Source organism: Rhodopseudomonas pentothenatexigens (genome assembly GCF_900218015.1).
GTDB lineage: Bacteria > Pseudomonadota > Alphaproteobacteria > Rhizobiales > Xanthobacteraceae > Rhodopseudomonas > Rhodopseudomonas pentothenatexigens.
The window spans coordinates 49,068-62,988 of sequence record NZ_UFQQ01000013.1; the positions used below are offsets into that span (position 1 = coordinate 49,068).

General features: G+C 66.6%; 12 protein-coding genes. 3 read left to right on the top strand and 9 right to left on the bottom strand.

What is annotated here, in order from left to right; genetic code table 11:
- Positions 1 to 199: 199 nt before the first annotated feature.
- On the bottom strand, positions 200 to 2,185 hold the full coding sequence (tkt, locus tag DWA33_RS13830; RefSeq protein WP_114358659.1) for a transketolase: 1,986 nt from the start codon (positions 2,183 to 2,185) through the stop codon (positions 200 to 202).
- A gap of 326 nt (positions 2,186 to 2,511) precedes the next feature.
- Here tkt and DWA33_RS13835 point away from each other — a divergent pair, with 326 nt between their 5' ends.
- Entirely contained in the window at positions 2,512 to 2,856 is a 345-nt protein-coding gene (locus DWA33_RS13835; protein WP_114358660.1) for a DUF4164 domain-containing protein, read from the top strand.
- Positions 2,853 to 3,263, top strand: coding sequence for a cell division protein ZapA (locus tag DWA33_RS13840; protein WP_114358661.1), 411 nt, complete (start codon positions 2,853 to 2,855; stop codon positions 3,261 to 3,263). Before DWA33_RS13835 ends, DWA33_RS13840 begins: the two co-directional genes overlap by 4 nt.
- A 134-nt stretch (positions 3,264 to 3,397) precedes the next feature.
- Here DWA33_RS13840 and DWA33_RS13845 read toward each other — a convergent pair whose 3' ends face one another.
- The 8 genes from DWA33_RS13845 to DWA33_RS13880 all read right to left on the bottom strand — a co-directional run bounded on the left by DWA33_RS13845 (position 3,398) and on the right by DWA33_RS13880 (position 13,045).
- Positions 3,398 to 4,639 (bottom strand): class I SAM-dependent RNA methyltransferase, encoded by a 1,242-nt coding sequence (locus tag DWA33_RS13845; protein ID WP_114358662.1) that lies wholly within the window; start codon positions 4,637 to 4,639, stop codon positions 3,398 to 3,400.
- A gap of 46 nt (positions 4,640 to 4,685) precedes the next feature.
- Positions 4,686 to 6,110, bottom strand: a complete 1,425-nt coding sequence (locus DWA33_RS13850) for an MATE family efflux transporter (protein ID WP_114358663.1) — start codon at positions 6,108 to 6,110, stop codon at positions 4,686 to 4,688.
- Positions 6,111 to 6,172: 62 nt separating this feature from the next.
- A complete protein-coding gene (locus DWA33_RS13855) occupies positions 6,173 to 6,913 on the bottom strand; it encodes a TlyA family RNA methyltransferase (protein WP_114358664.1) in 741 nt (246 codons plus the stop codon).
- Between the two features lie 3 nt (positions 6,914 to 6,916).
- A complete protein-coding gene (locus DWA33_RS13860; protein ID WP_114358665.1) occupies positions 6,917 to 7,486 on the bottom strand; it encodes a nucleoside 2-deoxyribosyltransferase in 570 nt (189 codons plus the stop codon).
- A gap of 179 nt (positions 7,487 to 7,665) precedes the next feature.
- Positions 7,666 to 9,591, bottom strand: coding sequence for a 1-deoxy-D-xylulose-5-phosphate synthase (gene dxs, locus DWA33_RS13865; RefSeq protein WP_114358666.1), 1,926 nt, complete (start codon positions 9,589 to 9,591; stop codon positions 7,666 to 7,668).
- 408 nt (positions 9,592 to 9,999) lie between these two features.
- Entirely contained in the window at positions 10,000 to 10,251 is a 252-nt protein-coding gene (locus tag DWA33_RS13870; protein WP_114358667.1) for an exodeoxyribonuclease VII small subunit, read from the bottom strand.
- Positions 10,252 to 10,333: 82 nt separating this feature from the next.
- On the bottom strand, positions 10,334 to 11,263 hold the full coding sequence (locus DWA33_RS13875) for a histone deacetylase family protein (protein WP_114358668.1): 930 nt from the start codon (positions 11,261 to 11,263) through the stop codon (positions 10,334 to 10,336).
- A 102-nt stretch (positions 11,264 to 11,365) separates the two neighbouring features.
- Positions 11,366 to 13,045, bottom strand: a complete 1,680-nt coding sequence (locus tag DWA33_RS13880; protein ID WP_114358762.1) for a bifunctional metallophosphatase/5'-nucleotidase — start codon at positions 13,043 to 13,045, stop codon at positions 11,366 to 11,368.
- Between the two features lie 231 nt (positions 13,046 to 13,276).
- Here DWA33_RS13880 and DWA33_RS13885 point away from each other — a divergent pair, with 231 nt between their 5' ends.
- A complete protein-coding gene (locus DWA33_RS13885; protein WP_114358763.1) occupies positions 13,277 to 13,753 on the top strand; it encodes a hypothetical protein in 477 nt (158 codons plus the stop codon).
- Positions 13,754 to 13,921 lie beyond the last annotated feature (168 nt).

Below are 13,921 nucleotides of genomic sequence, written 5' to 3' on the forward strand. Positions count from 1 at the left end.
CCGATGATTTTCAGTTCTATGACGGGGCGCTCCCCGTACTCTTGCGCGGTTTCATGCCCAAAATGCCGAGCAGTTGCAATCCGCTCGTTCATGATTCAGATCAAAGCCTTACCGCAGGCGCGGCTCACCTGATGCGGTGAACCGCCGCGCCCACAGAAATTGCGCGATCCTTAATCGCCCGCCGGTGGGCGCCGCGTTATTAGGCCGCGAGCCGGCGCTTGGCGGCGTCCGCCACGGCCTCGGCGGTAATTCCGAAATGCTTGTAAAGGTCCTTCGCCGGAGCGCTGGCGCCGAAGCCGGTCATTCCGACGAAGCCGCCGTCCGGACCAATCACCGCATCCCAGCCGAACCGCACCGCCGCCTCGACGGCGACTTTGACCGGCGCGTCGCCGATAATCGCGGCACGGGTGGCGTCGTCCTGAGCCAGCAGCAGATCGAGCGACGGCACCGAGACCACGCGGGCGGCGACGCCCTGCACTTCGAGCAGCTTCTGCGCGGCGACGGCGATCTCCACTTCGGAGCCGGTGGCGAAGATCGACACCTGTGCCTTGCCGGGGGCCGGGATCAGCTCGTAGCCGCCGGTGGCGCTGAGGTTGGCTTCGGACGTGGCGGTGCGCACCTGAGCTAGGTTCTGCCGCGACAGCGCCAGCACGGTCGGGCCGTTGGTGTTCTCCAGCGCGAGCTGCCAGCACTCTGCGGTCTCCACCGCGTCGGCCGGACGGAACACCCGCATGTTCGGAATCGCCCGCAGCGCGGCCAGATGCTCGACCGGCTGATGGGTCGGGCCGTCTTCGCCGAGCCCGATCGAATCGTGGGTCATGATGTAGACCACCGGCACATGCGACAGCGCCGCCACCCGCATCGACGGCCGGGCGTAGTCGGTGAAGCACAGGAAGGTGCCGCCCGCCGGCGCGAAACCGCCATGCATCGCGAGGCCGTTCATCGCCGCCGCCATGCCCATCTCGCGGATGCCGTAGTGGATGTAGCGGCCGGAGAAATCGTCCGGCGTCACGTCCTTGGCCTGTTTGACGCGGGTGTTATTGGACGGCGTCAGGTCGGCGGAGCCGAGCAGCAGTTCCGGCACCACCGGCGTCAGCGCTTCCAGAGCCAGTTCGCTGGCCTTGCGGGTCGCGATGGTCTGCGGCTCGGAGACCAGCTTGTCCTTCAGCGTGCGGATAGCATCCGCGATCGCTGTCGGGCGCTTGCGGTCGATCACACGGCGCTTGAAATCGTCGCGCTTGTCCGCCGGCAGGGCGTCGAACCGGGTCAGCCAGTCGGTGCGCGCCGAAGCGCCCTGCTTGCCGACGTTGCGCCAGGCACCGAGCACGTCGTCGGGGATCTCGAACGGGCCGTAATCCCAACCGAGCGCCTTCTTGGCGCCGGCGAGTTCCTCGGCCCCGAGCGGTTCGCCGTGGGCCTTCGACGTGCCGGCCTTGTGCGGCGCGCCGAACCCGATCGTGGTCTTGCAGGCGATCATAGTCGGCCGGTCGGAGGCCTGGGCCTTGCGGATCGCATCGGCGATCGCCTTGTGGTCGTGGCCGTCGATCCGGAACGAATTCCAGCCGTGGGCCTGAAAACGCGCGACCTGATCGACATTGTCGGTCAGCGACAGCGGGCCGTCGATCGAGATGCCGTTGTCGTCGTACAGGAAAATCAGTTTCGACAGCTTGAGATGCCCCGCGAGCGCGATCGCCTCGTGGCTGACGCCTTCCATCAGGTCGCCGTCGGAGCACAGCACATAGGTAAAGTGATCGACGATGTCGCCGAACTCCGCCTGCAGCAGCCGCTCCGCCAGCGCTGTGCCGACCGAAGACGCGACGCCCTGGCCGAGCGGGCCGGTCGTGGTCTCGACCGACGAAGTGATGCAGTTCTCCGGATGGCCGGGGGTCTTGGAGTCCAATTGGCGGAAATTCTTGATCTGATCCAGCGTCACCTCCTCGTTGCCGGTGAGGTAGAGGAGGGCATAGAGCAGCATCGAGCCGTGGCCGGCGGAGAGGATGAAACGGTCGCGATCCGGCCAGTGCGGATCAGCCGCGTCGAATTTCAGAAACTGCGTCCACAGCACGGTCGCGACGTCGGCGGCGCCCATCGGCAGGCCGGGATGGCCGGATTTCGCTTTTTCCACGGCGTCCATCGCCAGCGCCCGGATTGCGTTTGCCATACGGGAATGATCGACCTGCGCCATGATGGATCCGCCTGAGAATGAGGGTTGCCTGTGTTCCGGTGGAATCGGAACGTGCCCTGCCTCCATGGCAAGGCGATGAACAGAACAGATGGGGCTGAATAGCCGGGAAGCCAGTTCGGCATAGCACCCGATACCGCTCAGGCCAACATGGGCGCGCGGAACCGGAGCCGGAACGGCCGCTTTGCGGTGCATAGTTCAGCGGCAGCGTTGCGCTGGGCTTCCTTGCCACGTAAATTTCGCGCTCTAAAGGCTTGTTCAATCGTGCCTTTTGTGGGGGTCGGCAAAGACCTCGGGTGTGGGAGCTTGCGAGGGGTCGCGCAACGAGCATGACGGATCGTCCTGCCCACGGTTCCATCGCTTCCGATCAGGCGCCGGCCGAGATCGTTGCGGCGGCGCGTCGCCTCTCCGCGGCGCTCGAAGCGCTGGAAAGCGCAGTGGAGCGCCGTGCCGAGGCTGATCGAGACGAAGACGAGTTGGCATCGCGGATTCAGGCGCTCGGCGCCGATCGATCGCGGCTCGCCGACGAACTCGATGGCGCGCTGGTGCGCAGCCGCAAGCTGGAGAGGGTCAACCGCGAGATCGCGCAGCGGCTCGATTCGGCCATCGATACCATCCGCCACGTGCTCGATACGGAAGCGGGTGATCCGCAGCCGGCCGAGGAGGAGTCATGAGCTCGAACGACTCCGCTGGATCCGCCAACCACGTCAGCGTCACCATCAACGGCCGGCAATACCGGATGGCCTGCGAACCGGGTCAGGAGCCGCAGCTGCTCGGGCTCGCCGAGAATCTCGAAATGCGGATCCAGAGCCTGCGCGGCCGGTTCGGCGAAATCGGCGATGCGCGGCTCACTGTGATGGCGGCGTTGATGATGGCCGACGAACTGCTCGATGCTCATGGCCGCATCGCCGCCCTGCAGCAGGAAGTGGAAGCATTGCGCAACGATCGTGCGGCTTCGCTCGACCGTACCGTGACCACCAACCGCGCCGTCGCCGCCGCACTCAACAGCGCAGCCGAACGCATCGAGCGCACCACCCAAGTCCTCAACCGCACCATCGGCGGCGGCATCGCGATCGGGTAGTTGTTACTCGGTCATTCCGGGGCACGCGCAGAGCGCGTGAACCCGGAATCCCGACATGTTGAATGCCGGTTGCTCGACAGCTCCAGATTCCGGGTTCGCTCGCGTTCGCGAGCGTCCCGGAGAAACGCTTTGAACTACCACTTCCTGAACACCGCCACCAGCTCGACATGCGGCGTGTACTTGAACTGATCGACCGGGGTCACGCGTTCCAGTTTGTAGCCGCCGTCGATCAGCAGCTTGGCGTCGCGGGCGAAGGTGGTGGCGTTGCACGACACCGCGATCACCAGCGGCACGCGGCCGGCGGCGAGCTGTGTGGCCTGCGCTTGCGCGCCCTGGCGCGGCGGATCGAACAGCACGGCGTCGAAGTCGCGCAGTTCGGGCGGCGCCAGCGGGCGTCGGAACAGGTCGCGCGCTTCCGCCTTCACCGGCTTCAGCCCCGGCGTCGCCGGTGCGGCTTTTTGCAGCGCGGTGACGGCCGGCGCGTCGCTGTCACAGGCGAACACCCGCGCCTTCTCGGCGAGGCGGAGTGCGAACGGACCGACGCCGCAGAACAGGTCCGCCACCTGCTTGGCGCGGCCGAGATGCGCCATCGCCAGCTCCGCCAGCGTCTGTTCGCCGAACGCCGTCGCCTGCAGGAATGCGCCCGGCGGCAATGTCACCTTGGCCTTGCCGATCGTCACCACCGGCGGCCGGCGGAGCAGAACTAATTCCCCGTGGCGCGTCAGCCGGGCAAGCTTGTGTTGCTCGGCGAGCTGCGACAGCGAGGTGATCATCTTCGGCGGCAGCGGCCCCGAGCCGCGCAGGTCGATATCGAGGCCGTTCTCGGTGGCGGTGACTTGAATGTCGAGCGGCTTGCCGACCGGCGTCAGCGCTTCGGCCAATGCCCAAGCCGCTTCCAGCGCGCCGCCGAGCGCCGGATCGAGAATCGGGCAGTGATCGATGCCTATGATCTCGTGGCTGGCGGTGGCGCTGAAGCCGACTTTGAGGATGTCGTGCGTGCCCCTGCGGGCGTGCAGCGTGATGCGGCGGCGTCCGGCGCCGTGGGCGTCGATCAGCGGATCGACCGCAACGTCGATTCCCGCTTGCGTCAGCGTCTCGATTACCAGGTTGCGCTTCCACGTCCGATACGGCTCGTCGCGCAGATGCTGGATCGCGCAGCCGCCGCACACGCCGAAATGCGGACAGAACGGCGTGATCCGGTCGGGACTCGGCACCTCGACGCGCAGCAGCTTGCGGCGATCGGGATGGCCTTGCACCGGTTCGGCCTCGACGGTTTCGCCGGGCAGCGCGAACGGCACGTAAGTCGCGCCGCCTGGCGACAGGCTGACGCCGTCGCCGCGGTGGCCGAGCTGATCGATCGTCAGGGTCTGGATCATGGCGATGCGATAGTCTCCGGCCGGCAGGCCGTAAAGCCGGAACTGATCAGGCGGCGACGGCGGCGGCCATCGAGTCCCGCGTCAGCCGGTGGAAGCGCCACATCAGCAGCGCGGCGTAGACGGTCAGGCCGATCGCCAATCCGATCCAGACGCCGAACGGGCCGAGCGCGGTGTGGAAACCGAGTACCCAGCAGAACGGAAAGCCGATCAGCCAGAATCCGAGCACCGCGAACAGCAGTGGTATCTTTGTATCGTTGCGCCCGCGCAGCGCGCCATTGGCGACCACCTGCAGGCCGTCGGCAATGAAGAAGCTGGCGCCGACGATCAGCAGCGATGCGGTGAGCGCCGCGGTCGCGGCGGCGGTGTCGGATTCCCCGAGAAACAGATACGGGATCTGGTGCCGGGTCAGCGCCACCAGCAGCGTCATCGCCGCCATGAACGCAAAGCCGAGGCCGATCGCCGCAAAGCCGGCGCGCCGCGCGCCGGGCGGATCGCCGCGGCCGACCGCGTGGCCGACCCGCACCGTGGCGGCCACCGAAATCCCCATCGGCACCATGAACATGATCGCTGCGACCTGCAGGGCGATCTGGTGTGCCGCGAGCGCGGTGGTGCCGAACAGGCCCATCAGCAGAGCGGCGGCGCCGAACACGCCGTATTCGAGCACGGAGGCGCCGGAGATCGGCAGGCCGAGCTGCAGCAGCCGTCGCATCAGCTCGCCGTCGAACCGGAACAGCTCGCCGAACACCTGGTACTTCCGGAACGGCCGCATCGTCACGCATACTACTGCGGCGGCGATGCACATCGCCCACGACACGATGGTGGTGGCGAGGCCGGCGCCGAAGATCTCGAGCCGCGGCAGGCCGAGCGAGCCGTGGATCAGCGCGTAAGCAAGGCCGAGATTGATCGGGATTGCGGTCAGCATGATCCACAGCGCCGGCTCGGGCCGGTTCACCGCGCCCATGAAGCCGCGCAGCGCGATGAACAGCCAGCCCGGCACCAGCGACCACGCCAGCCCGTCGAGATAGTCGCCGGCGAGGCGCGACGTCGTTGCGTCCTGGCCGAGCGCGACCAGCAACTCCTCGCCATACAACTGGCCGAGCGTCAGCGGAATGCCGGCGATCACGCCCGCCCACAGCCCGACGCGGAGCGACGCGCGGACCTGCCGCGGCGCGCGGGCGCCGAACGCCTGCGCGGCCAGCGGCGTCACCGCGGAAACCAAGCCGAGCCCCATGGTGAAGGTGGAGAACAGCACGATATGCGCCAGCGCCGCCGCGGCCACGGCGGTGTCGCCGAGCCGGCCGATCAGCGCCAGATCGGTGGTCATCATCGCGATCTGGCCGAGCTGGGTCAGCGCCATCGGCCACGCGAGCCACAGCGTTTCGATCAGCTCTGTCCGCCACGCAGACGACTTCGCCGGCGCGAGCGCGCCGGCGGCGATGTTGGAACCAGGTACGGTCATAGCGCGCACCATAACCGAAGTTGCGGCCGGAGTAAGACTTTGGTTCCGGCCAAGACGTCGCGCCTTGGAAGCTCTTAGCCGCGCTTTGCACCGAGGAAGAATTCGACGTTGCCGTCCCCGCCGGAGATCGAGGACGCAAACACCTCGATGTCGCGGCAGCCGAGCGAGGCGGCAAAGGCAATGACTTCGTCGCACACCGCGCGATGCACCTTGGCGTCGCGGACGATGCCGCGTTTCGATGGCGCCTCGAATTGCGGCTTGATCAGCGCCAGCAGACTCATCGGCGATGCGGCGAGCGACAGCGCAGCGGGCAGCACCTGCTTCAGCGAAATGAAGCTGGCATCGATCACCACCACATCTGGCCGCTGCGGCAGACGGGTGCCTTCGAGCTTGCGGATGTCGGTCTCCTCCATCGAGACGATCTTGGGGTGGCCGCGCAGCGAAGCGTGGAGCTGATCGCGGCCGACATCGACCGCGAACACCAATGCGGCGCCGTGCGCCAGCAGCACCTCGGTGAAGCCGCCGGTCGACGAGCCGACGTCGAGACAGACGCGATCCTCGATCGGAATCGGGTAGCGCTCCAGGGCGCCGGCGAGCTTGACGCCGCCGCGCGATACCCACGGATGCGCCGGTTGCGCTTCGAGCTGTGCATCCAGCGCGATCGGTTCGGAGACCTTGGTGACCGGCTTGCCGTCCGCGACCACGAGGCCGGCTTCGATCGCCGCCTGCGCCCGCGCGCGGCTGTCGAACAGCCCGCGTTCAACCAGCACGACATCGGCACGCTTCCGGGGCGTGGAATCCGGTGACTTCGCCAAGGGTCAGCGCGCCTGTTTCGGCCCCAGCCGCTGCGCCGCAATCCGGACGCAGGCGGTGAAGCTCGCGAGATCGTGCCACAGGTCGGCCGGCGCGGCGTGCGGCGTCACCAGCGGCGTGCCGTGTAGGTCAAGGCAATGGATCAGCATCAGATTGTCGGCGAGGCCGAAATCCTCGACCGCGAGGCCGTCGGCGCCGATCAGCAGGCCGTCGCGGGTCTCGATCGTTTCGAACCGTGCCACGCGTTCGACATAGGTCGCTGGATCGTTCGAATAGCCGAGCACCAGTTTGCCGCGTCCGGCCATGTAGCCGAGTTCGTAAACCGTGCCGGCGTCGGCGCTCGGCCCGCGAAACGGCGTCAGATTGGCGATGATCGCATCGGCATCGTTCATCATCGCCTCGTTGCCCTGGAAGATCTGCAGGGAGGCGTCGTGGGCGGCGAGCGCCACCGCATTGTCGAGCGGAAACAGCCCCTGGAGCCCGTGGTCGGCACACAGCTCGGCCTTGCGCCGGCCGACCTCGAGCGCATCGGGCAGAAACACGTCAGGGCCGGCGAGGTAGATCTTCTTCGTCATTCCGGGATTCGCCTCGGTCGGCGTCAGCCGAGCGTGGCGAAGGCCCGAAATCCATACTCCCGGCGGTGGTTATGGATTCCGGGCTCGCTCATGGAGCCTGTCATCGGGCCGGCCGAAGGCCGGACCCGTTGGTGAGCGCCCCGGAATGACACCGCGGAACTATCGATGCGGATCAGAGCTCAGGCCAGCTTGACGGTGTCGGCCTTGGCGTCCTTGCCGATGACGTCGAACACCTTCTTGACGATCGCCTTGGCGTCGAGCCCGGCGCGGGCGTACATCGCGACCGGGTTGTCGTGGTCCAGGAACACGTCGGGCAGCACCATCGACCGCATCTTCACTTCGCCGTCGAGCATGCCGTGCTCGGCCAGCGTCTGCATCACATGGCTGCCGAAGCCGCCGATCGAGCCTTCCTCGATGGTGATCAGCACTTCGTGGTCGCGGGCGAGCTTCAGCACCAGCTCGACATCGAGCGGCTTCATGAACCGGGCGTCGGCGACGGTGGTGGAGAGGCCGAGGGTGGCGAGTTCGTCGGCGGCCTTCTCGGCCTCGGCGAGCCGCGTGCCGAACGACAGCAGCGCCACCTTGTTGCCCTGGCGGATGACGCGGCCCTTGCCGATTTCCAGCGGAATACCGACTTCCGGCATCTCGACGCCGCGGCCTTCGCCGCGCGGATAGCGCACCGCGCTCGGCCGGTCGTCGATCGCCACCTGCGTTGCCACCATGTGCACCAGCTCGGCTTCGTCGGCAGCAGCCATGATCACCATGTTGGGCAGGCAGCCGAGATAGGCGTTGTCGAACGAACCGGCATGGGTGGCGCCGTCGGCGCCGACCAGGCCGGCGCGGTCGATCGCGAACCGCACCGGGAGCTTCTGAATCGCGACGTCGTGCACGATCTGGTCGTAGGCGCGCTGCAGGAAGGTCGAGTAGATCGCGCAGAACGGCTTGTAACCTTCGGTGGCGAGGCCGGCCGCGAAGGTCACGGCGTGCTGCTCGGCGATGCCGACGTCGAAGGTGCGCTTCGGGAATGTCTTTCCGAAGATGTCGATGCCGGTGCCCGACGGCATCGCCGCGGTGATGCCGACGATCTTGTCGTCCTTCTCGGCTTCCTTGACGAGGCTTTGGCCGAACACGTTCTGGTAGGACGGCGCGTTCGACTTGGCCTTGGCCTGGGCCCCGGTGGCGATGTCGAATTTGACCACCGCGTGATATTTGTCGGCGGCGGCTTCGGCCGGGCCGTAACCCTTGCCCTTTTGGGTGACCACGTGGATCAGGAACGGGCCGGTGTCGGCGTCGCGGACGTTCTGCAGGATCGGCAGCAGGTGGTCGAGATTGTGGCCGTCGATCGGGCCGACATAGTAGAAGCCGAGTTCTTCGAACAGCGTGCCGCCGCCCATCATGAAGCCGCGAGAATATTCTTCGGCGCGAGCCGCGCGATCGGCGATCAGCTTGGGCAGGTGCTTGCCGATCTGCTTGCCGGCCTCGCGCAGCGACCGGTAGGTCTTGCCGGAGTACAGCCGCGACAGATAGGCCGACATCGCGCCGACCGGGGGCGCGATCGACATGTTGTTGTCATTGAGAATGACGATAAGACGGGAGTTCATCGCTCCGGCGTTGTTCATCGCCTCATAGGCCATGCCGGCCGAGATCGAGCCGTCGCCGATCACCGCGATGACGTTGTTCTTCTTGCCGGAGAGCTCGCTGGCGACCGCCATGCCGAGGCCGGCGGAGATCGAGGTCGAGGAATGGCCGGCGCCGAACGGGTCGTGGTCGCTTTCGGTGCGCTTGGTGAAGCCGGACAGGCCACCGCCGGTGCGCAGGGTGCGGATGCGATCGCGCCGGCCGGTCAGAATCTTGTGCGGATAGGCCTGATGCCCGACGTCCCAGATCAGCCGGTCGCGCGGGGTGTCGAACACGTAGTGCAGCGCGGTGGTCAGTTCGACCACGCCGAGACCGGCGCCGAAATGCCCGCCGGTGACCGACACCGCGTCGATCGTCTCCAGTCGCAGTTCGTCGGCGACCTGCCGAACCTGATCGATGCGCAGCTTGCGCAGATCTTCGGGCGTACGAATGGTGTCGAGAAGCGGCGTTTTACTAAATTCGGTCACGGCGATATTCCAGTCTATAACTACAGGGTGGTGAGTCCCTCGACGAATGTCCGAATGTCGGGTCTGCCCGAGCCTCACCCGGCTCGCGCACTCCTGGTTCAGGAGAAATCAACGATCGAAGCGTAATGTGCGCTCCCGACCGTCGAGGTGACCTCGATCACCTATTGCGGCTGCACACGTCCACCGAACTTGACAGTGCCTCCTCGGCAAGTGTCAAGCGCGGCGCATAAGCTCATACCTTTACACAAACCAGTCTTCAAAGCCAACCATCGACCGCCCAAGGCGTGGTCAGGCTGCGCAAACTTTCGGCCAAGACGGTTGATGAGCCTGATTTTCTCGGCGCCGGTGTTGCACCGCAACCACGGCGACGCCGTGGCCAAGACGGAGCAGGATACCTGTTGCATGGTGCTATTGCACGTCCAGCGGTTCTGTTCCGGTCGGAGCGCCCTGGGCGTCGGTGGTAATTTTGTCGACCCGCGCCTCGGCCTGACGGAGCAGGTCCTCGCAGCGGCGTTTCAACGCCTCACCGCGTTCATAAATCGTGACCGACTCCTCGAGCGCCACCTTGCCGTCTTCCAGCCGCTTGACGATGGTCTCGAGTTCCTCGAGGGCGCGCTCGAAGCTCAGCTTCTTGACATCGGCGGTGGAGGCTTCGGCCATTTCGCATTCCCGGCAGCGCCGCGCAGGGACGCGGCGGCATTGTCTTGGTTGTTGTTCTTGGTCGCCCGGCGGGGCGGCTGGTTCAAGCGCCCATCAGGGCGCCGACGTGAGCCGCAACGGATTCACTCAGGCCCTGCAGGTCATAGCCGCCCTCGAGCACGGAGACAATGCGCCCGCCGGCGGTCTGATCCGCGACTTCCATCAGCCGCTCGGTGACCCAGCCGAAATCTTCCGCACGCAGGTTCAGGCTGGCCAGCGGATCGCGATAATGTGCGTCGAAACCGGCCGAAATCACGATCAGTTCCGGGGCGAACCGCTTGAGCTGAGGCAGGATCGCCTGCTCGAACGCGAACCGGAACTCGGTACCGCCGTCTTCGGAGGCGAGGGGGGCGTTGACGATATTGTCGTGTTCGCCCCGTTCGCCCTGGGAGCCGGTCCCCGGGAACAGCGGCATCTGGTGGGTCGAGCAATACATCACGGTGCGGTCGCCCCAGAAGATGTCCTGGGTGCCGTTGCCGTGATGCACGTCGAAATCCACCACCGCGGCGCGTTCGATACCGTATTGCCGCTGGGCGTAGCGCGCCGCGATCGCGGCGTTGCCGAAGAAGCAGAACCCCATCGGCTTGGTGATCTCGGCATGGTGCCCCGGCGGGCGGGTGGCGACGAAGGCGTTGGCGGCCGTGCCCTTCATCACCGCGTCCACCGCCGCGACCGAACCGCCGACGCCGCGCAGCGCCGCTTCGAACGTGCCGGGCGACATCGAGGTGTCGCCGTCGATATAGACGATGCCGGTCGACGGCGACATGTGGCGCAGCTCGACGATGTGGTGATCGGTGTGGCACAGCGCGATGTGCTCGAGCGAGCCGATCGGCGATTCCGCGCGAGCCAGCGCCGCGAAGCGTTCTTCACCGAGCGTCTTGTTGATGGCGACGAGCCGCGCGGCGCGCTCGGGATGTCCTTCCGGCGTGTGATGGTCGAGGCACGCGGAATGGGTCAGAAAGAGCGTGGTCATTCGGAAATAGCCCGGCGCCGTCTGTGTGTGCGATATATTCAAATGAATGTAGTTATTCGCCGCGGCGAGCGAAAGGGCCGCTTAAGGCTTAGCCGCTGCGCCTCAATTCAACCGCACGATACGATCCGCGGCCGGCGGCGCCACCGGGCTGTGGGTCCTGAAATAGGCGAACAGCGCATCGACGTCGTAGACCCCGGTTTGCGGTGCAGCACCGGCCTTGAACACGGTGAAGCCGTCGCCGCCGGCGGCGAGATACGCGTTCACCGTGACGCGGTAGGCCCGCGCCGGATCGACCGCGCTGCCGTTCAGCGTGATCCTGTCGGCCGGAATGCGATTCCCCTCGGCGCCCGCCGCATCCCAGGTGAAGCTGAAGCCCTTCGACACCTGCAGAATCCGCGGCCGCGCCGGCTCCGCCCATTGCTGCTCCAGCGCCGCCTTGAGCTGGGCGCCGGTCAGCGTCATCGTCACCAGCTGATTGCGGAACGGCTGCGCGGCGAACACCTGGCCGAACGTCACCGCGCCGCCTTCGCCGCCGAGAATATCGGAGCGGACCCCGCCCGGGTTGGTCAGCGCAATCTCGGCCCCGCCTTTGTCCGGATCCGCTGTGGCGGCGAGCTGGGCGTCGGCGACGACGTCGCCGAGCACGCTCTCGCCGGCGGCGTTCGGCACGCGTGACAGCGCCGCCGTCACCGAGCCGGCCGGTCGCGCCGCGATCGGACCGGCGAGCCTGTCGTAGGCCGCGATCAGGTCGCTCTGCGCCGGATCCTTGGCGAGCGCGTCGGTGCGGACGATGGTGTTGTCCGCCGTGGCGCTGATCACGTCGCGGGTGGTGGGATCGAGCTTCAGATCGATCGCCGTGACGATGGTGCCGTATTTGTCGCCGCTGGTGACGAGGCGGCCGTCGATCCGGCAGTTATAGGCGCGGTGGGTGTGGCCGCTGATCACCACGTCGACCGCGCGATCGAGCTTGTCGACGATCTCGACGATGGGACCGGAGATGCCCGGGCACGCATTGTAGTCGCCGGTCGGAAAGCCGCCCTCGTGGATCAGCACCACGATCGCCTCGATCCCCTTGGCCTTCAGCTCCGGGATCAGGGCGTTGACGGTCTCGGCTTCGTCCTTGAACGACAGGCCGGCGACGCCGGGCGGCGACACCATGTTCGGTGTCGTCTTCAGCGTCAGCCCGATGAACGCCACCGGCACGCCGCCGAATTTGCGGATCGCGTAAGCCGGAAAGATCGTCTTGCCGGTCGCGGTTTCGACCGTCGAGGCGGCCAGATAGTTGAACGCTGCGCCCTTGAACGGATGCGGCCCGCGGCAGCCGTCCACCGGGTGGCAGCCGCCGTTCTGCATCCGGAGCAGCTCGGTCTTGCCTTCGTCGAATTCGTGATTGCCGACGGAAGACAACGCCAGTCCCATCAGCGACAGCGCCTCGATGGTCGGCTCGTCGTGAAACATCGCCGACAGGAACGGGCTGGCGCCGATCAGATCGCCGGCCGCGACGAAGATCGTGTTGCGGCGATTGTTGCGCAGCTCCTTGACCAGCGTCGCCATGTGTTCGGCGCCGCCGGCCGACACCTGGATCTTCCTGGCCGGGTCCGCCGGATCGTCGATCGTGATGCCGCCGGGCGGCGGCTTCAGATTGCCGTGAAAGTCGTTGATCGCGAGGATGCGGAGATCGACCGGCGGCGGCAGCAATTCGGCGGCGCGCGCCGGTGCTGCGGCGAGCATCAGCGCGGTCGCGGCTGAGAGCAGGGCGGTGCGGTGGCGAAGCTTGGTCATCGGCGGTCCGAAGGTTGCTGCGTGCCGGGCCGGCATCGCCCGCCGCGCGAGCGAATGCAAGCCTCGCCCGATGCCTCTTTGCCGCATCGGTGCGTCGGTGCGTCGCCGGATACCGGCCTTGCCGCGGTGCCGATTGAATTCGGTGCGTCCAGCGCGGTACTGATTGCTGTTCGCTATGGAGTCGCGGCGGTGGCGCCTGCCGTCGTCGCGCAGAACACCGAGGATGCTTCAATGAAACGGCTCTCGCTGGTTTGGTCCGCCGCCATGGTCGCGACGGTCGCGCTCGCCGCCACAATTCCGCTCGCCGCCGCGCAGCAGCCGAATGGGGGCGAGAAGAACGGCACGCCGCGGCTCGCCGATCTGATGGAAGCCGCGCAAGCGCGGCACATCAAGCTGTGGTTCGCCGGCATCACCGGCAATTGGAAACTCGCCGGCTACCAGACCCGTCAGATCAAGACCCGGCTGCAAGAGGCAGCCTCGCTGTATCAGAGCCTGCCGGTCGACGACGTCACCACCATGGCCAAACCGATCGCCGCGCTCACCGCCGCGATCGCCGCCGAAGACAGCAAGGCCTTCGTCAAGGCCTATGGCGACCTGACGGCGGGGTGCAATTCGTGCCACCAGGAGGTCAAGCTCGGCTTCATCGAACTGAGGGCGCCTGCGGCGAATCCGTTCAGCGATCAGGTGTTCGGGAAGGGGAAGAAGTAGCTGGTCTCGTCGGCCTCGGATCCGGCGGATCGGCGCGGCGAACTCGGTTTGCTCTTGGGATGCTCGAAACGGTCAGGCGTTCGACTTGGAGCGTTTTCGAGCGAAGTGGAAATCGGTTCGCGTGAAGAAAACGCGTCCGATCAAGAATCGAGAGCTCCGGTTCTGATT

What these genes read in the sequence shown, in the direction of transcription:
- tkt (WP_114358659.1), bottom strand. Translation starts at nt 2,185, where the DNA reads ATGGCGCAGGTCGATCATTCCCGTATGGCAAACGCAATCCGGGCGCTG.
- DWA33_RS13835 (WP_114358660.1), top strand. Translation starts at nt 2,512, where the DNA reads ATGACGGATCGTCCTGCCCACGGTTCCATCGCTTCCGATCAGGCGCCG.
- DWA33_RS13840 (WP_114358661.1), top strand. Translation starts at nt 2,853, where the DNA reads ATGAGCTCGAACGACTCCGCTGGATCCGCCAACCACGTCAGCGTCACC.
- DWA33_RS13845 (WP_114358662.1), bottom strand. Translation starts at nt 4,639, where the DNA reads ATGATCCAGACCCTGACGATCGATCAGCTCGGCCACCGCGGCGACGGC.
- DWA33_RS13850 (WP_114358663.1), bottom strand. Translation starts at nt 6,110, where the DNA reads ATGGTGCGCGCTATGACCGTACCTGGTTCCAACATCGCCGCCGGCGCG.
- DWA33_RS13860 (WP_114358665.1), bottom strand. Translation starts at nt 7,486, where the DNA reads ATGACGAAGAAGATCTACCTCGCCGGCCCTGACGTGTTTCTGCCCGAT.
- DWA33_RS13870 (WP_114358667.1), bottom strand. Translation starts at nt 10,251, where the DNA reads ATGGCCGAAGCCTCCACCGCCGATGTCAAGAAGCTGAGCTTCGAGCGC.
- DWA33_RS13875 (WP_114358668.1), bottom strand. Translation starts at nt 11,263, where the DNA reads ATGACCACGCTCTTTCTGACCCATTCCGCGTGCCTCGACCATCACACG.
- DWA33_RS13880 (WP_114358762.1), bottom strand. Translation starts at nt 13,045, where the DNA reads ATGACCAAGCTTCGCCACCGCACCGCCCTGCTCTCAGCCGCGACCGCG.
- DWA33_RS13885 (WP_114358763.1), top strand. Translation starts at nt 13,277, where the DNA reads ATGAAACGGCTCTCGCTGGTTTGGTCCGCCGCCATGGTCGCGACGGTC.